Annotated in this window: 18 protein-coding genes; 11 read left to right on the top strand and 7 right to left on the bottom strand. The window is 65.3% G+C overall.

What is annotated here, in order from left to right; translation table 11 throughout:
* The coding region (locus V6M51_RS13350; protein ID WP_332767891.1) for an NAD(P)(+) transhydrogenase (Re/Si-specific) subunit beta at positions 1-373 on the top strand (373 nt) is incomplete at its 5' end.
* A gap of 21 nt (positions 374-394) precedes the next feature.
* On the opposite strand, the gene V6M51_RS13345 is transcribed toward V6M51_RS13350, so the two are convergent.
* The gene (locus tag V6M51_RS13345) at positions 395-1,687 is read right to left on the bottom strand and encodes a spinster family MFS transporter (RefSeq protein WP_332767890.1); all 1,293 of its coding nucleotides are present in this window, start codon (positions 1,685-1,687) and stop codon (positions 395-397) included.
* A 507-nt stretch (positions 1,688-2,194) separates the two neighbouring features.
* Here V6M51_RS13345 and V6M51_RS13340 point away from each other — a divergent pair.
* The 4 genes from V6M51_RS13340 to V6M51_RS13325 all read left to right on the top strand — a co-directional run bounded on the left by V6M51_RS13340 (position 2,195) and on the right by V6M51_RS13325 (position 7,231).
* A complete protein-coding gene (locus V6M51_RS13340; RefSeq protein WP_332767889.1) occupies positions 2,195-2,962 on the top strand; it encodes an SDR family NAD(P)-dependent oxidoreductase in 768 nt (255 codons plus the stop codon).
* A 61-nt stretch (positions 2,963-3,023) separates the two neighbouring features.
* Positions 3,024-3,836 (top strand): enoyl-CoA hydratase family protein, encoded by an 813-nt coding sequence (locus V6M51_RS13335; protein WP_332767888.1) that lies wholly within the window; start codon positions 3,024-3,026, stop codon positions 3,834-3,836.
* Positions 3,836-5,023 carry an acyl-CoA dehydrogenase family protein gene (locus V6M51_RS13330; RefSeq protein WP_332767886.1) on the top strand — a complete coding sequence of 396 codons (1,188 nt, stop codon included), beginning with the start codon at positions 3,836-3,838 and terminating at the stop codon, positions 5,021-5,023. Before V6M51_RS13335 ends, V6M51_RS13330 begins: the two co-directional genes overlap by 1 nt.
* Before the next feature lie 69 nt (positions 5,024-5,092).
* Positions 5,093-7,231 carry an MMPL family transporter gene (locus V6M51_RS13325; RefSeq protein ID WP_332767885.1) on the top strand — a complete coding sequence of 713 codons (2,139 nt, stop codon included), beginning with the start codon at positions 5,093-5,095 and terminating at the stop codon, positions 7,229-7,231.
* A 12-nt stretch (positions 7,232-7,243) separates the two neighbouring features.
* On the opposite strand, the gene V6M51_RS13320 is transcribed toward V6M51_RS13325, so the two are convergent.
* Positions 7,244-7,723 carry an Lrp/AsnC family transcriptional regulator gene (locus tag V6M51_RS13320; RefSeq protein ID WP_332767884.1) on the bottom strand — a complete coding sequence of 160 codons (480 nt, stop codon included), beginning with the start codon at positions 7,721-7,723 and terminating at the stop codon, positions 7,244-7,246.
* Positions 7,724-7,956: 233 nt separating this feature from the next.
* Between V6M51_RS13320 and V6M51_RS13315 the strand changes: the two genes are divergently transcribed.
* From V6M51_RS13315 to V6M51_RS13305, 3 genes are read left to right on the top strand one after another with little or no spacing between them, the layout of a single operon-like run.
* On the top strand, positions 7,957-9,048 hold the full coding sequence (locus V6M51_RS13315; RefSeq protein ID WP_332767883.1) for a diaminopropionate ammonia-lyase: 1,092 nt from the start codon (positions 7,957-7,959) through the stop codon (positions 9,046-9,048).
* Between the two features lie 33 nt (positions 9,049-9,081).
* Complete coding sequence (locus V6M51_RS13310) at positions 9,082-10,506, top strand: amidase (protein WP_332767881.1); 1,425 nt, start codon at positions 9,082-9,084, stop codon at positions 10,504-10,506.
* A complete protein-coding gene (locus V6M51_RS13305; protein ID WP_332767879.1) occupies positions 10,503-11,657 on the top strand; it encodes a DSD1 family PLP-dependent enzyme in 1,155 nt (384 codons plus the stop codon). The genes V6M51_RS13310 and V6M51_RS13305 overlap by 4 nt, the downstream gene beginning before the upstream one ends.
* 15 nt (positions 11,658-11,672) lie before the next feature.
* On the opposite strand, the gene V6M51_RS13300 is transcribed toward V6M51_RS13305, so the two are convergent.
* The 5 genes from V6M51_RS13300 to V6M51_RS13280 all read right to left on the bottom strand — a co-directional run bounded on the left by V6M51_RS13300 (position 11,673) and on the right by V6M51_RS13280 (position 20,514).
* Positions 11,673-12,443 carry an ABC transporter ATP-binding protein gene (locus tag V6M51_RS13300; RefSeq protein WP_332767878.1) on the bottom strand — a complete coding sequence of 257 codons (771 nt, stop codon included), beginning with the start codon at positions 12,441-12,443 and terminating at the stop codon, positions 11,673-11,675.
* The gene (locus tag V6M51_RS13295) at positions 12,388-14,409 is read right to left on the bottom strand and encodes a branched-chain amino acid ABC transporter ATP-binding protein/permease (RefSeq protein ID WP_332767876.1); all 2,022 of its coding nucleotides are present in this window, start codon (positions 14,407-14,409) and stop codon (positions 12,388-12,390) included. The genes V6M51_RS13300 and V6M51_RS13295 overlap by 56 nt, the downstream gene beginning before the upstream one ends.
* 8 nt (positions 14,410-14,417) lie before the next feature.
* A complete protein-coding gene (locus V6M51_RS13290) occupies positions 14,418-16,511 on the bottom strand; it encodes an ABC transporter substrate-binding protein (protein WP_332767875.1) in 2,094 nt (697 codons plus the stop codon).
* A gap of 332 nt (positions 16,512-16,843) precedes the next feature.
* Positions 16,844-18,145 (bottom strand): pyruvate dehydrogenase complex dihydrolipoamide acetyltransferase, encoded by a 1,302-nt coding sequence (locus tag V6M51_RS13285; RefSeq protein ID WP_332767874.1) that lies wholly within the window; start codon positions 18,143-18,145, stop codon positions 16,844-16,846.
* A complete protein-coding gene (locus V6M51_RS13280) occupies positions 18,142-20,514 on the bottom strand; it encodes a 1-deoxy-D-xylulose-5-phosphate synthase N-terminal domain-containing protein (RefSeq protein ID WP_332767872.1) in 2,373 nt (790 codons plus the stop codon). The genes V6M51_RS13285 and V6M51_RS13280 overlap by 4 nt, the downstream gene beginning before the upstream one ends.
* 161 nt (positions 20,515-20,675) lie before the next feature.
* On the opposite strand from V6M51_RS13280, the gene V6M51_RS13275 reads away from it, so the two are divergent.
* From V6M51_RS13275 to V6M51_RS13265, 3 genes are read left to right on the top strand one after another with little or no spacing between them, the layout of a single operon-like run.
* A complete protein-coding gene (locus tag V6M51_RS13275; RefSeq protein ID WP_332767870.1) occupies positions 20,676-21,158 on the top strand; it encodes an acyl-CoA thioesterase in 483 nt (160 codons plus the stop codon).
* A complete protein-coding gene (locus V6M51_RS13270; protein ID WP_332767868.1) occupies positions 21,155-21,556 on the top strand; it encodes a RidA family protein in 402 nt (133 codons plus the stop codon). The genes V6M51_RS13275 and V6M51_RS13270 overlap by 4 nt, the downstream gene beginning before the upstream one ends.
* Entirely contained in the window at positions 21,556-22,779 is a 1,224-nt protein-coding gene (locus tag V6M51_RS13265; protein WP_332767867.1) for an acyl-CoA dehydrogenase, read from the top strand. The genes V6M51_RS13270 and V6M51_RS13265 overlap by 1 nt, the downstream gene beginning before the upstream one ends.
* The last annotated feature ends 42 nt before the right edge of the window (positions 22,780-22,821 follow it).

Here is a 22,821-nt window from a genome sequence, read left to right as displayed (position 1 = left end):
GGTGAAGTACGCCATCCACCCCGTCGCCGGCCGGATGCCGGGCCACATGAACGTGCTGCTGGCCGAGGCCAACGTCCCCTATGACGAGGTCTTCGAGCTGGAGGACATCAACGCCGAGTTCCCGGTGGCCGACGTGGCCTTCGTCATCGGGGCCAACGACGTCACCAACCCCGCCGCCAAGACCGACAAGACCAGCGCCATCTACGGCATGCCGATCCTGGACGTGGAAAAGGCCCGCACCGTGCTGTTCGTGAAGCGCGGGATGTCCTCCGGCTATGCCGGGGTCGAGAACGAACTGTTCTTCCGGGACAACACCATGATGCTGTTCGGCGACGCCAAGAAGATGGTCGAGGGAATCCTCAAGGGGCTCTGAGGGGTAGGGTCGTTCTTGGCCTCAAGCTTTGGATGCGTCGCGACCAATCGAACGCGCCGCGGCGATGTGCGCGCCGACGGTGAGCACGATCACCGGAATCAGCGCTCCTAGCCCGATGGTCAAGGACTGGTCGCCGTACTGCGCCTTGGCAAAATCGGAGATCATGCCAACGAACAAGGGGCCGCCCCCCAACCCGATCATGTTCAACGCGAACAGCAGAATCGCCGAAGAAACGGTTCGACGGCCCGGGGGTACCGAATTTTGGATCACGGCGATAGCCGGCGCCAGATACATGATCTTGAGCAAAGTGGGAACGCTGAGGAAGGCGAGGGCCATTTGCCAACTCCGCGCGTAGAGAGCGGCCGCCAAGAAAGGGATCGAGATCGCAAAGGCGACAGCCGGGATCCACGCATACCACCGGCGATCGCGCTTCCCGAGCCAGTCGGCGAGCCAGCCTGCGCTGAGGGTGCCGATGATCCCGGTGACGCCGAGGACCAGGCTGTAATAGATCGCAACCTCGCTCAGGCTCATGCCTTTCACCCGGATCAGAAAGGCCGGGTTCCAGGAGAGCATCGCGTAGCCGACAAACGCCGATAGGCCCGAAGAGAGCGCGACCAGAACCAGGGTCCGTTCGGCGAAGAAGGCGCCAATCGCGCTGAGCAGCGGCGGGCTGGCTTGATGGGCCGTAGCGCCGTCTGCGGTCGGGTCGAGGCCGCCCCGTTTGGGTTCGCGCACCAGGATCAGGGTCAGGAGCGCCAGGATCACCCCTGGAAGTCCCACCACGAAGAACGCCATTCGCCATCCGTAGGCGGCGGCGATCCAGCCGCCCGCCGCTGCGCCGATCATCGAACCAAAGGGTACGCCCAGCGAGAAGAGCGCCAGCGCCTTGCCTCGTTCCTCAGGCGGGAAATAGTCCGAGATCAAGGAATATGACGGAGGAGCCCCGCCGGCTTCGCCGATACCGACGCCGACCCGACCCGCGGCCAATTGGGCGAAATTGGTGGCCAGGCCGCAGGCGGCGCAGCAGAGGCTCCAGATAGTGCAGGCAAGGGCGATGATGCGGACCCGATTGGCGCGATCGGCCAGCCACGCCACGGGAATGCCGAACGTCGTATAGAACATTGCGAAGGCGAGGCCGCTCAGCAGACCGAGTTCGGTGTCGGAGAGCCCAAGTTCCTCGCGGATCGGCTCGTTTAGAATCGACAGAATTTGTCGATCTAGGAAATTGAAGGTGTAGACGACCGCCAAGACCCCGACGACGAGATATCGATAGCCGGATTTGGTCTGGGTCCGCGGCACGGCGGCGACTGTCATCGATCAGGTCCCTTGACGATAGGCGGAAGCACAGACGCCCCGATGGTCGATCGGGCTGTCGCGAGCTTCCTGCCAGCTGGTGAATTCGAGAGGTGATTTATCGCTGCCGTGATCCCGGTTTACGGGGTGATTTATCAGACATAATCGATTAATAGTACAAGGCAATCCGCATTGTTATCAACTGGCGCAGTTGCCTGAGTCGACTTTCCGACTCCAATGACTCCGGTCGGTACCGTGGCTATTGTGCGAACCGTCCGCAGCGGGGGCCTCGACCTCGCGAACCTGTTCGACCGCCGGTTCGAGCGTGGAATCGCGGCGCTCGAAGACTGTCCAGAAGCTGGCTGGGCGTCCGTTCTCGCGGACATGGCGCCGGGGGCGCCGAGGCCGTAAGGGGCCCGAATCTCGGCTTCAGCGCCGCCTCGAAGGCGCGAACGCAATCACCTTGACAGCCGTTGGAGTCAAGATAGTTTAAGCTTCAAATAAATGAGCGAGGCACCAGGGAAGAGCATGACGAGTCTTGATGGCAGCCATGCCTTGGTGACGGGAGGTGGAACTGGTATCGGCGCAGCGATCGCGGTCGCGCTCGACCGCGCTGGGGCGATGGTTACCCTGGTAGGGCGTCGCGAAGGCCCTCTGCGGATCGTTGCGGGCGCGCTCGCCAACAGCCCGTTTGTGGTTGCCGCAGATGTCACGGATCCAATCGCTGTCGGCCTCGCCTTCGACGCGGCCCGCGCCGCGAACGGCCCGATCTCCATTCTCGTCAACAATGCTGGTGCGGCCGCCACGGCGCCCTTCAGCAAGCTCGACTTCGACACTTGGCGCCGGGTGATGAGCGTCAACCTCGATGCTCTGCATCACACTTGTCAGGCCGCCCTGCCGGACCTACGCGCCGCCGCCCATGGTCGGATCGTCAACGTCGCCAGCACCGCCGGCCTGAAAGGCTACGCCTATACGGCCGCCTACAGCGCCGCCAAGCACGGAGCCGTGGGGCTGACGCGGGCCCTGGCGATGGAGTTCGCGCTCACCAACCTGACTGTGAACGCGGTGTGCCCCAGCTTCTGCGACACCGACCTCGTCGCCGAGGCCATCGCGACTATCGTCCAGCGTACCGGCCGAGCCGCCGACGTGGCGCGTGAGGACATGACCAGATTCAACCCTCAGCGGCGGCTGATCGACCCAGTGGAAGTCGCCTCCGCCGTCCACTGGATCTGCCGGCCAGAAAACCGATCAATCAACGGCCTGGCGCTCGCGATCTCCGGGGGCGAGGTCGGATGAGGTTCGATCATACCGTCGCGCAAGGGCGGGGCGCTCGCCGCAGCCAAACGGAGTTGCAACCATGATCGTCGCAGCCGACTATCGACCGACCCATTTCCAGTGGAGCTTCTCCGACGGCGTTGGGACGGTCACCCTTGACCGTCCAGCCCGCAAGAATCCGCTGACCTTCGACAGCTACGCCGAGCTGCGTGATCTGTTCCGGGATCTCGTGTTCGCACCCGAGGTGAAGGTCGTGGTTATCACGGGGGCGGGCGGAAACTTCTGTTCCGGCGGCGACGTTCACGAAATTATCGGGCCGCTCACCAGCCAGACGATGCCCCAGCTCCTGGCTTTCACACGGATGACCGGCGACTTGGTCAAGGCCATGCGAGCTTGTCCGCAACCGATTATTGCCGCGATCGATGGGGTCTGTGTCGGAGCTGGCGCAATCCTGGCCATGGCTTCGGACATTCGCATCGCCACGCCACGCACGAAGACTGCCTTCCTGTTCACGCGAGTGGGCCTGGCCGGATGCGACATGGGCGCCTGCGCGATCTTGCCGAGGATCATCGGCCAAGGCAGGGCAAGCGAGCTGCTCTTCACTGGCCGGGTGATGACCGCCGATGAAGGTGAGCGCTGGGGTTTCCTCAATCGGCTGGTGGATCCCGAAGTCCTGGTGGCCGTCGTGGGCGAGATCGCAGCAGCGCTCGCCGCCGGGCCGACCTTCGCGCATGGCGTCACCAAAACGCAGCTCCATCACGAATGGAACGTCAGCCTCGAGACCGCAATCGAGATGGAGGCTCAGGCCCAGGCAATCTGCATGCAGACGCAAGACTTCCGCCGCGCGTTCGAGGCGTTCTCGACGTCGCGCCAACCCGTGTTCGAGGGCGACTAGTGTCAGATCATAGCTTCCTGGAGTGGCCCTTTCTCGACGCCGACCATCGGCGCCTCGCCGTTGAGCTGGAGGCCTGGTGCGAGGTCGAACTCGCTCCTTTGGCGCATTGCGAGACGGACATTGACGGCCAGTGCCGCCACCTGCTTCAGCGCTTGGGCGACGGCGGCTGGTTGCGGCACGCCGTTCCGGCCGCGCATGGCGGGGTTCGCGATGTCCTCGACGTCCGTTCCCTGAGCATCATCCGCGAGACTCTGGCGCGCTATTCCGGTCTGGCCGACTTCGTGTTCGCGATGCAGGGACTGGGGAGCGGGACCATCAGCCTGTTCGGGTCACCTGATCAGCAGGCGGCCTACCTGCCGGCGGTCGCCCAGGGCCGCGCGATGGCGGCCTTCGCCCTGACGGAGCCGAAGGCTGGTTCGGACGTCGCCAATCTGGAAATGACGGCGATTGTCGAGGGTGACGGCTACCGCCTGGACGGCGCCAAGACCTTCATCTCCAACGGAGGGATAGCCGACTATTACGTCGTGTTCGCGCGGACCGGCGAAGCGCCGGGAGCCAAGGGTGTATCGGCGTTCATCGTTGATGCAGCGACGCCTGGGCTGACCATCGCAGAAAGGATTCAGGTGATGGCGCCGCATCCGCTGGCGACGCTCCGGTTCGACGCGTGCCATTTGCCGGCCAGCGCTCTGCTGGGCGTCTCCGGCGCGGGCTTCGCCCAGGCCATGGCGACCCTGGACATATTCCGGACGACGGTCGGCGCCGCCGCCCTCGGGTTCGCGCGCCGGGCGCTCGATGAGGCGACGAGCCGCGCCTCCACCCGCGTCTTCGGGGGCGGGGTCCTGGCCGGCAACGCCATCACCCAGAGCAAGCTCGCCGAGATGGCGCTCGACATCGACACCTCCGCGCTCCTGATCTACCGCGCCGGCTGGACGCGCGACGTACTTGGACGTCGCAATACGCGGGAAGCCGCCATGGCGAAGCTCCACGCCACGGAGTCGGCGCAGCTGACTATAGACAAGGCCGTGCAGATGTTTGGCGGTCTCGGCGTGGTCCACGGCGTACCCGTCGAAGTGCTGTACCGGGAGATCCGCGCGCTCCGGATCTACGAGGGCGCGTCCGAGGTGCAGAAAGTGGTCATCGCCCGCCAACACCTGGCCGAGACAGCCAAAGCTGGCGACCGGCCCTGACGCCTCAGCAAACGCCGATCATCGATGGCGAACCCCCAACTGCGAGATGAAGCCATGAGGACGCCGTCGATGACCCTGGTGGCCGCCCGCTGGAGCGCACGCCACCCATGGCTGGCCATAGGCGGATGGGTCGTCTTCGTGGCGGCTTGCCTGTTCGCCGGGCGATTGGTGGCGGCCAATCCCGCGGAGAGCCGTGACTACTGGATCGGCGAGGCCGGCCGCGCAGAGGCCATGGCCGAGGGCGCGGGCCTCTTCCAGCCCGTGGTCGACAAGGTGCTTATAACCTCCAGGCGCGGCGATCTGAACATGGCGGAAGCCAGGTCGGCGCGCGCCGACCTGGCGCAGCGGCTGACCGCCAACCCGGCTGTGGCGGAGGTGGGTCGCGCGACGACGTCGTCCGACGGTGCGGCGGTCATGGTCCCCATCGTGATGCGAGGTGAACTCAAGGTCGCTAAGCGGGGGGTTGCGTCGGTGAAGGCGGACGTAGCGGTCGTCCAGGCTAGTCATCCTAGTCTCCTCCTGGCCCAGACCGGGGGGGCCTCGATCAGCGTGGGCGTCGAAACCCAGCTCGGCGCGGATCTCCGGCGAGCCGAGTTGATCACGCTGCCGATCACGCTCGTCATACTGTTCGTGGTGTTCGGCTCAATCGTCGCGGCAGGGCTGCCGCTCATCCTGGCCCTGACCGCGATCGCCGCGTCGTTCGGGATCTATCCCCTGACGACCTATCTGTTTCCAGACGTTGGAGGGGCCGTCGCCAACATAATCCTGATGATGGGGATGGCGGTGGGGGTCGACTATTCCCTGCTCTACGTGAAGCGCGTGCGCGAGGAGCGCCTGCTGGACGACGAGCGCGCCGGCTATGAGGGGGCGGTCAATCGCGCCGCGGCGACTGCGGGCCGTGCGATCGTCCTGTCGGCCTTCGCGGTAATGGCCTCGCTCTTCGGCCTCTACGCGGCCGACGACGTCGTATCGACCTCGATCGCTACCGGCTCGATCCTCGTCGTGCTCATCGCCATGATCGGCTCGTTGACCGTCTTGCCGGCGCTCTTGACTAAACTCGGCCGGTTTTCGGGCCGCTGGCAAAAAAAACAGGTTGAGATCAGCCAGCCCCCGGTCGCGCAGCGTATCTGGCCGGCCATCCTGAAGCCGGTGATGGCCCGGCCCGCGCTGTCGCTCGTGGCCGCGATCGGCCTGATCGTCATCCTCGCGCTGCCGGTGGCGAATCTTCGACTGAGCGTGGAGGGCGTGGATACTTTTCCACGCTCCATCCCCGCCGTCGCCGCCTACGACCGCCTGACGCAAAAGTTCCCCGATCAGGGAGTCGCCCATTTGGTGGTCGTCCGCGCCCACCCCTCGCAATCACGAGAAGTCGCGCAGGCCCTCGCGGCCCTCGCCCGGCAGGCTCAAATGACCAGCCCGTTCGCCGCCAACCTGACCCCCAGAATCCGGATTTCGGCCGATGCCCGTGTAACGACCCTCGAGACGCCGATCACCAAAGGCGCGAACTCCCCCGACGGCGCGCTGTCACTTCAAGCGCTGCGAGGTCAGCTTGTCCCCGCCTTCATAGGCGGTATTCCAGGCGCGGAGTACGCAGTCTCCGGGCAAGTCGCCCGTTCGCTCGACTATGTCAGACACCAAGCCGAGCACCTGCCGCTGGTCGTGGGGGGCGTGCTCCTGGTGACCTTCGTGATCATGGCCACGGCGTTTCGCTCCCTGGTGATCGGAGTGATCGGCTGCTTGCTCAATCTGCTCTCTGCCGCTGCGGCCCTGGGGGCGCTGGTGGCGCTCTTCCAATATGGCTGGGCCGAGAGCCTATTCGGGCTGCCGCCGGGCGGGTTCGTCGGCTCACGGATTCCGATGTTCCTATTCGTCATCCTGTTCGGGCTCTCCATGGACTACCAAGTCTTCGTTCTCAGCCGCATCCGCGAGGCGGTGCTCGAAGGTAAGAACGTCCGCGACGCGATCTACCAAGGGGTGACGAGCTCAGCGGGGGTGGTCACCAGCGCCGCCATAATTATGATATCGGTCTTCGCAAGCTTCATGTTCGTGGGCCTACAAGAGCTGAAGCAGATCGGTTTCGGTCTTGCCTTCGCCGTGTTCGTCGACGCCTTCGTCATCCGCATTTTAGTCTTGCCTGCGGCGTTGATCCTGCTGGGAGAAATCTGCTGGCGGTCCGCCCCCGCCTCGTCGGTTGCCTCCAAAAGCTAGGTGGAACCGCTATCAGCGCCGCTCCTCGCCGATCGGCACCAAAAGCGACGTCTTGACTGTACTGAGCACGACAGCGGTCTTGAACTTGCGGATGCCGCGATCGTTGAACAGCCGCTCGATGATACTTTCATAGTCAGCAATATCCCTGGCGGTGACGAACAGAACGAAGTCCGCATCACCGGTCACGTAGAAGCACTGTTGGACTTCGGGGGCGACACGAATGCGGGCCTTGAATGCCTCCACGATCTCGCGGCTTTCCCGCTCCAAGGTGACCTCGACAATGAAGGCCGCGCCTCGGCCTACCGCCTTGGGTTCGACCACAGACACATCGGCAACTATCACCTGCTCCTTGCGCAGCCGTCGCGCGCGTCGCTGAACCGCGGAGACCGACAGTCCGACCCGTTCGGCGATGCGTTCGGCGGGTATGAGGTTGTTCTCCTGCAACACTTCAAGCAGTCGGCGGTCGAAGTCGTCGATCTTATAGTTGGACATGGCGCGCCAAAATCCCCGCAAGGAACGATCAGCTGCTTCTACAGCATTCAAGAGTCGATCTTAAATCAATGTATGACGCCTGACATCGCAGAATTTCGGCGATATCAGCAAAAATGTGCTCATCTACGGCAATTTTGGCCCGATTTTGCGGATTTTGAGCACAGCTGATTGATAGTTTGGATTGAATTTTACTTGCGCAGTAGCGCTTGCGGTTATTGTCGGAGGATCGATCCATGCGGCTCGTCTTAAATCCCTTTGCCACTCGCGGCCCCTATACCCCGGAAGAAGCCCGCATCACGACGCGGGCTGCCGCTGAAGACGCGCGCCGTGAAATCAGGCATTGGCCGGGATACGCGCCGTCGCCGCTTCGGCCGCTCAACGCCGTCGCCGCCGAGCTCAAGCTCGGCCAGGTCCTGCTCAAGGACGAGTCAGGGCGACTGGGACAGGGAAGTTTCAAGAGCCTGGGGGGCGCCTACGCGGCCGCCTTAAAGCTTCGGGAGATCGGCGGCGACGGGCCGGTGACGCTCTGCTGCGCGACGGATGGCAACCACGGCCGCTCCGTCGCCTTCGCCGCCAGCCGGCTCGGCTGCTCCGCCGTCGTCTACATGCATGAGAACGCCTTGGAATATAAGGCGGACGCCATCCGCGCCCTCGGCGCGCAAGTGGTCCGGACGCCAGGCACCTACGATGACTCCGTGCGAGTGGCCAAGGCGGACGCCGAACGCGAAGGCTGGCTGCTGATCTCAGACACCAGCGATCCAAACGATCAGACTGTACACCGCGTCATGCGCGGCTATGGCGTCATGGTACTGGAACTGTTGGAGCAACTGTCGTCCGAACAACTTCCGACCCACGTGTTCCTGCAGGGCGGGGTCGGGGGGCTGGCGGCCGGGGTCTCCGGCGTCCTCAGCGAGGTGCTGGGCGAGCACCGTCCAAAGTTCATTATCGTCGAGCCCGAGACGGCGGCGTGCCTGCTGGAGAGCGCTGTGCGGTTCGAGCCTTCACGGGTCGAAGGCGACCTTCACACCGAGATGCACATGCTGGCGGCTGGCGAGGCCTCGGCCGCGGCGTGGCCGATCCTGCAATCGCGCATCGACGGTTTCATGGCTATCGAGGACACCCCCGCTGTTGCGACCGCCGCCCGATTGAACGCCGCTGAGTCCGGCCGGGAGGCTCTGGACATCGGCGTCACTGGCGCAGGCAGCCTGGCGGGTGTTTTCGAACTCATGCGCCGTCCCCATCTGGCTGCTCTCTTCGGCCTGGATGAGACCTCGAGGGTGCTGGCTTTCGGAACCGAGGCTGGGCCGCCGAGGTCAGCGAACTAGTTCTGACGGGCCGCTATGAAAGGACCCTTCGACATGTCCAACTTGGCGGATCGATCGGCTGCGCACGTCAACGGTCTCTTGCAGAGTCGCGAGGTGTCCGCGGCGGAAGTCGTCGAGGCGGCGATCACACGCATCGAAGCCGTCGACGGGGTCATCAACGCCCTGCCCATCCGTGACTTCGAGAGGGCACGCGAGGCGGCGGCAGGGTTCGATGCGCTGCCACAGAAGGTTCGATCCCAAGGCGTACTTCACGGCCTGCCCGTGGTGATCAAGGATCAGCACGACGTCACGGGACTGCCGACCACCCAGGGCTTCAAGCCCTTCGCCCATGCCCAAGCGACGCGCGATGACGTCCTTGTCCAGCGCTTGCGGCGGCGCGGAGCGATCATTATCGCCAAGTCGAACGTGCCGGAGCTTGCCTTCGGCGGGGGCTGCACGAACCCGGTCTTCGGATCGACTCGCAATCCGTGGCACCTGTCGCGCACAGCGGGTGGTTCGTCCGGAGGGGCGGCCGCAGCGCTCGCGGCGCGGGAGGCCTGGCTTGCCACTGGCAGCGACCTTGGGGGTTCGCTGCGTATGCCCGCCGCGTTCTGCGGTGTGGTAGGCTTCCGGCCCAGCCCAGGGGTCGTACCCTTCGGACCACGGACGCTCCCCTTTGACCTGCTCAGCGTCTGCGGCCCCATGGCCCGCTCGGTGGGCGACGTCGCCTTGCTGTTCGACGCCATGGCTGGCCGTGATCCGTCCGATCCCCTTAGCCGCGATCTGGTTGGCTCGGCCAGACGGGCGGCAGCCGCTGCTCCTCCGCTCGACCGTCTGCGCGTGGCTTGGTCGCCGGACCTTGGCGGGATCTGCATTGTCGAGCCCACGGTCCTGGCCGGCTGCCAGGGCGCCCTAAAGGCGCTGGAGGCCGCCGGCCTCGACGTGCGGCCAGTGTCTCCCGATCTCGTGGATGGAAAGATCGCCGTCAACATTCTGCGCGGCGCACGGCTGGCGAGTTTGGGCCCTCTGTTGACCGAACACGGCCAAGCGCTCCCCAACCATGTGCGGCATGAGATCGAGCGCGGGCTCGCCCTCGGCGCCGATGACATCGCCCGGGCCGAGGCCATCCGGGCCCGTCTGTACTACGGCTTCGCCGCCTTGATGGACGACTTCGACGTGCTGATCTGCCCCACAACAATCACGCCCGCTTTCGGGGTCGAGCTTATCGAACCTGCCTCCGTAGCCGGGGTGAGTTTCGAGGCATACAGCGACTGGTTCCTGCTCACCCATGTCCTGTCGCTGCTGGGCTGCCCGGCTATCTCGTTGCCCTGCGGCCTGGATCCCGACGGTCTACCGATCGGCCTTCAACTGGTGGGCCGACCTGGCGAGGACCTGGCGCTGCTCGCCGTGGCGTCCGCGGTCGAGGCCGTGCTCGCGTGGCCAGCGGCCTGGCCCGGCGCCCAAGGAGACATTTCGTGACCTGGACTAATCCCAATATTTCCCTGATCGGCGCGCCGGGCGGCCGAGCGCGTCTGGACACCCCCGCGCTCTGCGTCGATCTGGACGCTCTTGAGCGCAACATCGCCATCATGGCGGCGCGAATGAAAGGGCGCGGCGTCGCGCTTCGTCCGCATTGCAAGACCCACAAGTCGGTGACGATCGCCAGGATGCAGGTGGCGGCGGGGGCGATCGGCATCTGCTGCACCACCTTGGGCGAGGCCGAGATCATGGTTGCGGGCGGCCTCCCTGGCGTCCACATAACCTCGCCCCAGGTGACGCCGTCGAAGATCGAGCGGCTTGTCGCGCTTGCGGCCCGGGCTCATCTCGGATTGACCGTAGCGGTCGACGATCTCAGCAATCTCGCGGTCTTGGCCGCCGCCGCAGCAGCGGCCGGGATCGAACTGGGTGTGCTGGCCGACTATTCCGCCGGGCATCACCGCACCGGGGCCGCCACCGAGGATGACGTGCTTTCGCTCGCTCGCGCCGCTGCAGAGGCCACGGCGCTGCGGTTCAGGGGCGTCCAATCGTATTCAGGGCACATCCAGCACATCGCCGAGCGGGCGGAGCAGTTGGAGCGAGCGCGGGTCAGGCTCTCGATCCTGGGCCGCCTGGTCGCCGCCTTGCGGGCCGAGGGGATCGAGGTTCCGATCGTCACGGGTTCTGGCACAGGCACGCACGAGATCGACGCGGCGTCCGGGGTCTTCACCGAAATCCAAGCCGGCTCCTACGTCTTTATGGACGTCGACTATCATCGCGCGATGGCGGCCGGGCTGAACGGCCCCAACTTCGAGACCGCCCTCTTCGTGCAGACCGCCGTCGTCAGCCGGAACGGCGCCGTTATTCCCGGTGGCTATGTAACCACTGACGCCGGGTTGAAGAGCTTTGCGACCGAAGGGCCAAATCCGGAGCTGATGTCTGGCGGGCCGGCGGGCGCCACCTATGCCTTCTTCGGAGACGAGCATGGGATGCTGCGGTTCCCGCAAGGGGCGCCTGTTCCTGCCCTGGGCGACAGGGTTGAGTTGATGACCCCACACTGCGATCCAACGGTCAATCTCTACGACGCCTATCACGTGGTCCGGGCCGACACCCTGGTCGAAGTCTGGCCCGTCGACGCGCGGGGAAAGCGCTGAGGCGGCGGGGGCTGGTCAGGGCGCCCCAGCGGGCTCGTCGCTGACGCCGCCTAGATAGGCGCTGCGAAGCCAGTCGTTGTTCAGCAACATCTCGGGATCGCCCGCCAGGACGAGCTGGCCGGTCTGCAATACATAGCCGTACGAGGCGATCGACAGCGCCATGTTGGCGTTCTGCTCAACGACGAAGATCGCCGTGCCTTGCTTGTTGATCGTCTGGATGATCTCGAAGACCTGCTCAACATAACGTGGTGACAGCCCCATGGACGGCTCATCCATACAAAGCAGGGTCGGCCGCGCCATCAGCGCCCGGCCCATCGCCACCATCTGCTGCTCGCCGCCCGACAGGGTTCCAGCCAGTTGCTGGCGGCGGTCCTTCACCCGCGGAAACAGGCCGTAGACCCGCTCCAGGTCTTCGTCGATTCCCACCCGGTCCCGACGCGTGAAGGCGCCCATTTCGAGGTTCTCCAGCACTGTCATCCGCGGAAACAGCCGGCGTGTCTCCGGCACCGTCGAGATGCCGCGCCTGACCCGTTCGGCGGTGCGCAGCCGGGAGATGTCCTCACCCCTGAAGAGCAGCGAGCCGCTGGTCGGTCGCACCACGCCTAGGATAGTTTTCATGGTGGTCGACTTGCCGGACGCATTGCCGCCTAGCAGGCAGACGATCTCCCCCGGCCAGATTTCGTAGCTCACCCCCTTGAGGACGTGGAGTTCGCCGTAGTGGGTGTCGATGTTATTGAAGTGTAGTAGCGGCGCCGCGCCCGAGGTACGCGCTGATGACTTCGACATTTTTCTGGACCTCTTCAGCGCTGCCTTCAGCGATCTTTTCGCCATGGTCGAGGACGATGACCTTGTCGGCGATGTCATTCAGGATGTGGAGCTTGTGTTCGATCAGCAGGATGCTGAAGCCCATCGCCTTGAGATGCTGCAGCTGCGCTGCGAGCTCCAGGGTCTCGGCGGGGTTCATCCCGGCGGTGGGTTCATCCAGCAACAGCAGCTTCGGCTCCGTGGCCAGCGCCCGCATGATCTCCGTCCGGCGACGGTTGGCGTAGCTGAGGCCCTGTACGAAGTGCCCGAGTCTTGGCAGTAGGCGGTTGCCGAAGACGCCGGCGAGCTCCAGTACCCAGGCTCGTGAATCCGCTTCCTCTCGCCGGACGCGCGGCGTGCGTAGGACCGCGCCCAGGGCTCCCGTGCGGGTCCGGCAGTGGGCGCCGACCAGGACGTTCTCCATGACGTTCAGGTCGGAAAACACCCGCAGGTTTTGGAACGTGCGTGCGATGCCGCGCTCGGCGATGCGATGGGGTGGGAGCCCAGTGATGTCTTGGCCCATGAACAGGATGCGGCCGTCATCTGGCCTATCGACCCCGGTGATCAGGTTGAAGAGCGTCGACTTGCCCGAGCCGTTCGGCCCGATGATGGCGACGATCTGGCCCGGGAACATGGCGAGGTTCAGAGCCTTGACGGCGGTGACTCCGCCGAACCGTTTGACCAGAGCACGGGTCTCCAGGATCGGTACGCTCACCGGCAGCGTGTTTGCGCCGGGCAACCGACTGAGCGGCCGCTTGATCTCTCCCCGGCTCGGCAGCGCCGTCTGTTCGCCCAGAGTGAGGGCCGCCGTTTGCGCCATGGCGGGGAACAGGCCTTGCCGGCGCCATAGCATCATCAACACCAAGATGACGCCGAAGATGAGCTCGGTGCCCCGCACCAGATCGATGCGCAACAGGAGCTCGCTGCCGAGTCCGCGGCCTGCGGCCTGGATCCATTCCGTGAGATCCTGGAGAAGCCAGGACTGCAGGAGATAGAGCAGCAGCGCGCCGGTCACGACACCCGCGACGCTGCCCATCCCGCCCAGCACGATCATCACCAGCACCATGATCGAGACTGGGAGCATGAACATGTCCGGCGATGCGGTCTGCAGCTTGGCGACGTAGAAGGCCCCGGCGACGCCGGCGAAACCGCCGCCGATGGCCAGGGCCAGGAGCTTGAGCTTGACCGGGTCCACGCCCATGGCGCTGGCGCCGATCTCGTCGTCCCGCAGCGCCGTCCATGCGCGCCCGATGCGCGAGGCCCGCAAGCGATAGCTCACCAGGATCAGGACGCAGACCAAGGCGAGACCGACGTAATAGAACGGCCAGGATTCGACGCCGAACCGATAGCCGAAGAAGACCGGCGGCGTGACGCCGTTGAGGCCCATGGCTCCGTTGGTCAGGGCGGGAGTGTTGCGTGCTACGATCGGCACGATCTCGCCGAAGCCAAGTGTGACGATGGCCAGGTAGTCGCCCTTGAGGCGCAGGGTTGGCGCGCCGAAGAGCATCGCGAATCCGGCCGCGATGATCCCGGAGATCGGCAGCATCAGCCAGAACGGCACGCAGAGATGCACGTAGTCCCCAGCGGGGCTCCGCACGTGCTCGACGAGCCCAAGCGCCTCAAGCGGGGCCCAGTAGTCGTTCCAGGCGGGGGTCACCTGATAGGATGACAGAACGCCATAGGCGTATGCGCCGATACCAAAGAAGGCGGCGAAGCCCAGATGGAGCATTCCCGTGTAACCGACCACGATGTTCAGACCGAGCGCCAGGATGATGAAGGCGCAGGCGGTCGCGGCGGTGTCGATGTCGCCGTCGTTGCGGTGGAGCAGCGGGAAGAGGACCGCGACCAAAAGGGCTGCGGCGACGAGCCAGCTCTCCCGACCGCGAACATAGTGGGCGAGATTGAGACCCGGCCGGGTCAACGGAGGCGAGGGCGGGATAGCAGCCATGATGCGGCCTATGATTTCTGGGGCGCTTGGGCGCCGAACAATCCGTTCGGTTTCAGGACCAGCAGCAGGATCAGGATCGAAAAGATGATCGCATCGGTCCAGCGGGCGGAGATGAACTGGCTGCTCAGGGTCTCGATGAGGCCCACCAGCAGGCCGCCGACCATGGCGCCGCCGATATTGCCGATGCCGCCGAGAACGGCCGCCGTGAAGGCGCGCATCCCAGCCGAATAGCCGATGGCGAAGCCGGTGAAGCCGTAATAGAGGCCGAAGATGAGGCCCGCCGCGCCCGCCAGGGCCGAGCCGAGGAAGAAGGCGAGCATGATCACGCGGTCGACCTCGACCCCCATCATTCGTGCGCACTCCTCGTCCTGGGCGGTCGCCTGCATCGCCTTTCCCATCCGAGTGCGCCGGACGATGTGGTGCAGGCCGAGCATCAGGGCGAAGGCGCCGCCCCAAACCAGCAATTGCCGCAGTTCCAGGACCGCGCCACCGATCTGCCAGGTGACGCGGGGAATGGGATTCGGATAGCTCTTGGTGTCCGCGCCGACCATGAGCAGCACGAGGTTGTAGAGGATGTAGGACACGCCGATGGTGCTGATCATCGCGGCGGCGCCGCGAACGCCTCGAAGCGGGCGCAACGCTACGCGTTCGATCAGGACGCCCAAGGCTCCGCAGATCGCCAGAGTTCCGGCGAAGGCTGCGAGCAGGACCCCTGCCAGTGGCAGCCCAGTCAGGACAGTCGTCGAGTCGCTCACGCCGAGCGCCTGGAGCAGCCACAGGCCGACGAACGAGCCGACCATGAAGACGTTGAAGTGCGCGAAATTGATGAGCTGGAGGATGCCGTAGACGATCGAGAATCCGAGCGCGAGAAGGGCGTACATCGCCCCCAGGCTTAGACCGTTGATCACCTGCTGCAGCAGCAGGTCCGCTGCGCCCATTGCCGGCGCTGCATCGCCTGGCGCCGGGACGCCGGCCGAGACCACGGCCGCGAGCCTGTACTGTGTGGCGATGTCGCTGGCGGGAAAGGCCGGGTCGCGATGAATCTGCAGGACGCTTGTGACCTTGTCGACCAGGTCGCCGTTGGCGTCGAAAACCACGGTGCCTTGCAGGGTCTTGAGGCGAGTGCTCTGGATTGCGTCACGGACATTGGCGCGATTGACCTGCTGTCCGCTGCGGGCCACCCGCCGGATAGCATCGATCGCCACGAGAGCGGCGTCGTAGGCGGTGATCGCCGAGTTGTCGGGCGAGTAGCCATAGCGGGCCTTGAACGCTTCCACCGTCGCCTTGGCCGCAGGGTCGACGAGCAGGTTTGGCGAGGCGATGGTTACGTACCATCCCTCGGCTGCGGGGAACCCCGCGCCTTGGAGATACTCGGGATTGTACATCCCATCCCCGCCGCCTTTGATGGTCCGGGGAATGATGTCGTAGGCTTGCCGGACGAGCTTCACGCCGGCCTGGGTCGAGCCGCCGTAGTAGAGGGCGTGTGGGCCCGCCTGCCGCACTGCGGTGAGTACGGAAGTATAATCCGCTGATTTCGGGTTGATCTGGTCGTGGCCGACGATCCTGAGGCCGCGCAGCTTGGCCTGTTTGGCGAAGGCGTCTGAAATCCCCACCCCGTAAGAGCTGGCGTCGTCGATCAAGTAGACGGTCTTCACCTTGAGCGTGTCGGCGAAGTAGTTCGCCATGCTGGGGCCCTGCAAGGCGTCCGTCGTCACCGTACGGAAGAAGACCGCCTTTCCGTTCGGCCGGAACTGCGCGACGAATTTCGGGTCGGGGCTGGTGAGGTCAGGGTTGGTGGCCGTCGGCGTGATGGTGGCCAGGCTGGCGGCGCTGAAGATCGGCGACATCGCCTTGCCCTCCGCGCTCATCTGCGGGCCGACGTGAGCGATGACGCTAGGGTCGGAGGCGAGCTTGCGCGCGTTTCGCGCCGCCTGGGCGGGGTCGTGCTGACCTGCGGTCGCCGTGCCGCTGTCGAGGACGATGGACTTGATCCGGTAGCCCTCGACACCGCCTGCGGCGTTGGCCTCGTCGATGGCCAGTTGCGCGCCGTTCTTGATCATAGCCGCCCCCAGGGCGTCGGCCCCGGTCAGCGGTAGCGACATCCCAATGGACACCGACTTTTCGGCCGGACTGGGGGCGGAGTCAGCCCAGACCGGGCCCGCGCCGAAGACGGCGGAGATGAGAAATATCCTAAGCGCTAGTCGCTTGGCGAACACCGACATTCCCTTGTCCCGACTTGGTCTCATGACGCACCCACGCCGGGGAGCCGTTTGCGCCCGCAGTGGGGCGGCGATCGCCGCCGGCAGTCGAATTCACGGCGCGCCTAGCGCATGAGATCTTGAAATTCGACCGCGAGATTGATTGAAATTAACGTTGAAAGTCAACTGTAATATATAGCGATAACTTCAACGACATATCGAATGAAGCGCCGCCGCTAGAGGGCCAGACCGAGGGGGTCTTCGATCAGGGCCTTGAAGGCCTGCAGCCAGCGGGCGCCGATGGCCCCGTCGACCACCCGGTGATCGCAGGTGAGTGTGACGCTCATCACCGTGGCGATGGTCAGCTCGCCGTTCTTCACGACCGGGCGCTGCTCGCCCACCCCTACCGACAGGATCGCGCCCTGCGGCTCGTTGATGATCGAATTGAACGACTTGATGCCGAACATGCCGAGGTTGGAGACCGAGAAGGTGCCGCCCTGGAACTCCTCGGGCTTCAACTTGCGGGTCCGGGCCCGTTCGGCCAGGTCCTTGGCCTCCACGGCGATCTGGGCCAGGCCCTTGGTCTCGCACTTGCGGATGATCGGGGTGATCAGCCCGCCGTCGATAGCCACGGCCATGGCGATGTCGGCGTTGTGGTGCATGGCGATGCCCTCGGGCGAATAGGAGGCGTTGGCCTCCGGCACCCGCTTCAGCGCCACGGCCGCGGCCTTCAGCACCAGGTCGTTGACGCTGACCTTGACCCCCTGCTTTTCCAGCATGGCGTTGATCTTGGCCCGCGCCGCCAGCAGGGCGTCGATCTCCAGGTCGATGGTCAGCGGGAAGTGCGGCACGTCGCGGAAGCTGTCGGTCATCCGCCGCGCCACGGTCTTCTTCATGCCGTCCAGCGGGATCAGGTCGTAGGTCCCGTCCGGAATGCCCATCTGGGCCAGGCTCTGGACCTGACGGGCCGGCGCTGGCGCACCAGTGGCAGCGGCCGGCGCTTTGGCCGAGGGCGTGGCGCCGTCGACGTCGCGCTTGATGATCCGGCCGTGCGGGCCGGAACCCGCGACCTTGGTGAGGTCCAGGCCCTTCTGCTCGGCGATTCGGCGGGCCAGGGGCGAGGCGAAGACCCGCTCGCCGTTGGACTGGGCTGCGGGGGCCTGGGCCGCAGAGGTCTGGACCGCAGGCGCGGCCTCGGCGACCGGCGCAGGCTCAGCCGCCGCGGGTTTGGCGGCTTCGGCCTTGGGCGCTTCGGCTTTCGGAGCCTCGGCCTTGAGCGCGGGCGGGGCGGAGCCGGAGTCCTCGCCGGAGAGACGGGCGATCGGGGTGTTCACCTTCACCCCCTCGGCACCTTCAGGCACCAGCAGTTCCGTGACCACTCCGGCGTCGACGGCCTCAACGTCCATAGTAGCCTTATCGGTCTCGATCTCGGCGATGAGGTCGCCGGGCCTGACCGTGTCGCCCATCCCAATCCGCCATCTGGCGAGCTTGCCCTCTTCCATGGTCGGCGACAGGGCGGGCATCAGAATCTCGATCATGCCGAATGCTCCACGGCGATGAGCCCGGTGGCGGTGGCTTCGACAATCGCGTCAGTGTCGAGCCGATAGGCGCGGAAGAGGTCTGGAATGTCGCCCGACTGTCCGAAGCGGTCGATTCCCAACGGGGTAACGCGGTGGCCAGCGACGCCGCCGAGCCAGGACAGGGCCAGGGGCGGGCCGTCGATCACCGTCGTCAGGGCGGCCCTTGGCGCGAGATCGGCCAGCAGGTGTTCGATGTGGGCCTGAGCCCCTGACCCTGTGGCGCGATCCGCCAAGGCCCGCGTCCAGTCGCGATGCGCTAGGTCGGGGCTTGGGATGGCCAGGAGACCGGCGTCCGGAATGTCTTCCCGGATCTGTTCGAAGGCTTCGAGGGCCTCAGGGGCGACGGCGCCGGCATAGACGAGGGCGAGCTGGGCGTTCGGCCCCGGGGGATAATGCCAGTAGGCGCCCTTCAGAAGGTCCGCCTTTGCATCGGAATCCCAGCTGCGGTCTGGCTGGACGATCTGCCGGGTCGAGAGCCGCAGATAAACCGATCCGCCGTCCGGCGACTGCAGGTGTTCGAAGCTCCACTGAAGGATCAGGGCCAGTTCGTCGACGAACGCCGGTTCGAAATAGGTCAATCCGGGTTGGGCGATGCCGATCAGCGGCGTGTGGATCGATTGGTGGGCGCCGCCCTCAGGCGCGAGCGTCAGACCGGAGGGCGTCGCCACCAGCAGGAACCGGGCGTCCTGATAACATGCGTAGTTGAGGGCATCGAGGCCGCGGTTGATGAACGGGTCGTAGACGGTGCCGATCGGAAGCAGACGTTGGCCGAACACGTCGGCCGCGAGGCCGGCCGCGGCGAGCATGGTGAAGAGGTTGTGCTCGGCGATGCCGAGTTCGACATGCTGCCCCCTAGGACCCGCCAGCCACTTCTGGGGCGAGGCGATCGCCGCATCCTTGAAGCGATCGGCCCGCACCGACCGCGAGAACAGCCCACGCTGGTTGACGAACCCGCCGAGATTGGTCGAGACGGTGACGTCAGGTGAGGTGGTCATAATCGCGTCGGCCAAAGGGCCGCCCTCGCGCGCCAGCGCGCTCAGAATCTTGCCGAACGAGGCTTGCGTCGAGGCGCGCTCGCCGCCCTTGCCGATCGGGAAGGCCTGCGGAACCGGAATGGTCGGGGGGGCGGTCGTTCGGGTCTTAGCCGCCATCGGTAAGCTGGCGATGAAGGCCTCATAGTCATCGGCCGGCCTCGGCAGCCCAGCGAACTTCTCCCACTCCCGGCCCTGGGCGACGCCCATTCCGACCTGGAACGCCTCCATCTGGCTGGGGGTCATCAGCCCGGAGTGATTGTCCTTGTGCCCCTGAAACGGCAGTCCGATCCCCTTGATGGTGTAGGCGATGAACAATCTGGGCTTCGGGTCGTTCGCCGCGGCGAAGGTCTCGAGAAGTAGGTCCAAGTCGTGGCCCCCGAGATTGGTCATCAAGCGGCCGAGATCCTCGTCGTCGCGCCGAGCCAGCAGCGCCGCCAGCGTGGGGTTATCGCCCATGTCGGCAGTCAGTCTCGTCCGCCAGGCCTGTCCGCCCTGGAAGCTGAGCGCCGCATAGAGATCGTTGGGCGCGGTTTCGATCCAGGCCTTCAGGGCCTTCCCGCCCGGCTCGCGGAACGCGGCTTCGAGCAGGCGCCCATATTTCAGGGTCACTACGTCCCACCCGCAGGCCCGGAAGATGTCGTCGAACCGCTGGAACATCCGGTCGGTGGTGGTCGCGTCCAGGCTCTGGCGGTTGTAGTCGACGATCCACCAGCAGTTTCGCAGGTCGTGCTTGGCGCCCTCGATGAGGGCTTCGTAGATGTTGCCCTCGTCGAGTTCCGCGTCGCCGAGGACCGCAATCATCCGCCCTGCGTCGCCCTCACTCAGCCGGCCGTGGGCGATGAGATAGTCCTGGACGATCGAGGCGAAGGCGCTGATCGCCACGCCCATGCCGACCGAACCGGTCGAGAAGTCGACAGCGTCATAGTCCTTCGTCCTCGAAGGGTAGGATTGGGCGCCGCCAAAGGCCCGGAACCGTTCCAGCTGGTCTCGCGTCTGGCGGCCAAATAGGTATTCGATCGCGTGAAACGCCGGACTGGCGTGCGGCTTCACGGCAATGCGGTCCTTGGGTGTGAGTACGCCGAAATAGAGCGCCGACAGGATGGTCGCCATCGAAGCGGACGAGGCCTGGTGTCCGCCGACCTTCAATCCATCGCGGGCCGGCCTCAGATGATTGGCGTTGTGGATCATCCAGGCTGACAGCCAGTGAACCTTGCGGTCCAGTTCGTTGATCAGGTCCCGCCGTCCGGCGGGCGTCGGCTTTGCGCGGCGCCGCCGCGCGGCTTCACGGAGCATGCGTTCAGGCCTTCTTCCAATGGGAGGTCCGGGTCGCCCCAGGGGAGAGCCCGGCTTGACTTGGCGGAACCTAGAGATATTTTAAGCTTAAAGCAAATCCCCATGGTGCCGAGCGGCGAGGGGTTCGATGTTGGCTTCTACGCGCTGAAAGGCGGTGCGCCGTGACGGCAAGCGCGACGAGTGACGATGAACGGCGATCGACCGGCCCGGCGGTCGCCAAGTCTTACATCGCCACTCATCCCATCCGCTTCTCTCACGTAGATCCGGCGGGAATTGTCTTCTATCCGCGATATTTCGAGCTGATCGATGCGGTGGTGGAGGACTGGAGCCGGGCGGTGCTCGGGGTGGATCGGCGAACGATGCACAGCGACATGCTGCTAGGTCTGCCCGTTTCGGAGATGCGTGTGAAGTTCCAGCAGCCGAGCCGGCTGGGCGACCTTCTCACCTTCAATCTGAGCGTAATGGAGGTCGGCCGCGCTTCCGTCCACGTCTCGATCGCCGTCTCGTGCGGCGGCCAGCGACGGCTGACTGCCGAGATGACGCTCGTGCTTATGAGCCTCGCGACGATGCGAGGTTGCGCCTGGCCCGACCCGTGGCGCGCCACACTTCTTGCAGTCTCCGCAAGTTCAGGAACAGAAGAATGACCATCCATGATGTTTTGCTACCGCCGGGGTGGCCGCGCCCGAAGGGCTACGCCAACGGCATCGCGGCCCAAGGGCGCATGGTGTTTACCGGCGGGCTGATCGGCTGGAACGCCGCCGGCGATCTGGCGGGGCCCGACATCGCCAGCCAGTTCCGGCAGCTGTTGCGCAATGTGCTGGCCGTCTTGGCGGAGGCCGACGCCGGTCCCGAACATATTGTGCGCATGACCTGGTACATCCTTGATCGCGAGGAATACCTGGCGAACCTCTCTGAACTGGGAGCGATCTATCGCGAGGAGATCGGTAAAATCTATCCGGCCATGGCGGTCGTGGAGGTGCGCGGTCTGATCGAGGCCGGCGCCCGGCTGGAGATCGAAGCCACGGCGATGACGCCGTTCTGATGTCCACAGTCCTCTCACCCACTTCGCTCGCGTCCCGCGCCCAAGCCTGGCCGACCTTCGACTGGTCCGATCCGCTGCGGCTGGATGCGGCCCTGACGGAAGACGAGCGGCTGGTGCGTGACAGCGCCCAAGCTTTCGCCGGCAGGCACTTGGCCCCGGTCGTACGTGACATGAACCGCGATGAGATCTGCGACCGAGCGCTCATGCAGCGCTTCGGCGAGGCGGGTCTCCTTGGGCCGACCCTCAAAGGCTATGGCTGCGCGGTCGCTTCTTACGTGGCCTACGGCCTCATCGCGCGGGAAGTCGAACGGATCGACTCAGCATTCCGCTCCGCCTTCTCCGTACAATCGTCGCTGGTCATGTACCCGATCTACGCCTTCGGCTCCGAAGCTCAGCGGGAACGGTACCTTCCGAAGCTCGCGACAGGCGAGCACATCGGTTCGTTCGGCCTGACCGAGCCCGGCGCGGGGTCGGACCCCGGCGGCATGCTCACGCGGGCCCGAAGGGTCGATGGCGGTTATGTCCTCACCGGCGCTAAGACTTGGATCACCAGCGCACCCCTAGCCGACGTCTTCGTGGTGTGGGCCAAGCTGGAAGACGAAGCTGGCGCGGTGCGCGGGTTCATCTTGGAGCGAGGCGACAAGGGCCTCGCCACTCCCGCGATTCGAGGGAAGTTCAGCCTGCGAGCCTGGATCACTGGCGAGATCATCCTCGACGAGGTGTTTGTTCCCAACGATCGACTGCTGGAAGGGGTTTCGGGTTTGAGGGGGCCGTTCAGCTGCCTCAACAACGCCCGCTACGGCATCGCCTGGGGTGCGCTCGGCGCTGCCGAGTTCTGCTGGCACGCGGCGCTCCGCTACGGCCTGGAGCGACATCAGTTCGGACGGCCGCTTGCTCAGACCCAGCTCTTTCAGAAGAAGCTGGCCGACATGCAGACCGAGATCACCCTGGGCCTCTCGGCCTGCCTCGCCGCAGGGCGCCTGATGGACGATCAGAACCTGTCGCCGGAGACGATTAGCCTCCTGAAGCGCAACAATTGCGGTAAGGCGCTGGAGATCGCCCGCGCTGCGCGCGACATGCACGGCGGCAACGGGATCTCCGACGACTACGGCGTGATCCGCCATGTGATGAACCTCGAGGCCGTGAACACCTATGAGGGGACGCACGATATCCACGCTCTGATTCTTGGGCGGGCCCAGACGGGGCTGCAGGCCTTCTTCTGAGGCCCGCCGCCTGGATCCTTGCCGGTCTGTCGCAGGCGCTTT

It is taken from the genome of Phenylobacterium sp., from assembly GCF_036677185.1.
Taxonomy (GTDB): Bacteria; Pseudomonadota; Alphaproteobacteria; order Caulobacterales; family Caulobacteraceae; genus Phenylobacterium.
This window is presented reverse-complemented; position numbering and strand designations above follow the sequence as displayed.

Bases quoted from the DNA above. Each gene is read 5' to 3' on its own strand.
- V6M51_RS13310 (WP_332767881.1), top strand. From the start codon at position 9,082: ATGTCCAACTTGGCGGATCGATCGGCTGCGCACGTCAACGGTCTCTTG.
- V6M51_RS13325 (WP_332767885.1), top strand. From the start codon at position 5,093: ATGACCCTGGTGGCCGCCCGCTGGAGCGCACGCCACCCATGGCTGGCC.
- V6M51_RS13335 (WP_332767888.1), top strand. From the start codon at position 3,024: ATGATCGTCGCAGCCGACTATCGACCGACCCATTTCCAGTGGAGCTTC.
- V6M51_RS13265 (WP_332767867.1), top strand. From the start codon at position 21,556: ATGTCCACAGTCCTCTCACCCACTTCGCTCGCGTCCCGCGCCCAAGCC.
- V6M51_RS13315 (WP_332767883.1), top strand. From the start codon at position 7,957: ATGCGGCTCGTCTTAAATCCCTTTGCCACTCGCGGCCCCTATACCCCG.
- V6M51_RS13320 (WP_332767884.1), bottom strand. From the start codon at position 7,723: ATGTCCAACTATAAGATCGACGACTTCGACCGCCGACTGCTTGAAGTG.
- V6M51_RS13280 (WP_332767872.1), bottom strand. From the start codon at position 20,514: ATGCTCCGTGAAGCCGCGCGGCGGCGCCGCGCAAAGCCGACGCCCGCC.
- V6M51_RS13295 (WP_332767876.1), bottom strand. From the start codon at position 14,409: ATGGCTGCTATCCCGCCCTCGCCTCCGTTGACCCGGCCGGGTCTCAAT.
- V6M51_RS13285 (WP_332767874.1), bottom strand. From the start codon at position 18,145: ATGATCGAGATTCTGATGCCCGCCCTGTCGCCGACCATGGAAGAGGGC.
- V6M51_RS13270 (WP_332767868.1), top strand. From the start codon at position 21,155: ATGACCATCCATGATGTTTTGCTACCGCCGGGGTGGCCGCGCCCGAAG.
- V6M51_RS13300 (WP_332767878.1), bottom strand. From the start codon at position 12,443: ATGTCGAAGTCATCAGCGCGTACCTCGGGCGCGGCGCCGCTACTACAC.
- V6M51_RS13345 (WP_332767890.1), bottom strand. From the start codon at position 1,687: ATGACAGTCGCCGCCGTGCCGCGGACCCAGACCAAATCCGGCTATCGA.
- V6M51_RS13290 (WP_332767875.1), bottom strand. From the start codon at position 16,511: ATGTCGCTACCGCTGACCGGGGCCGACGCCCTGGGGGCGGCTATGATC.
- V6M51_RS13340 (WP_332767889.1), top strand. From the start codon at position 2,195: ATGACGAGTCTTGATGGCAGCCATGCCTTGGTGACGGGAGGTGGAACT.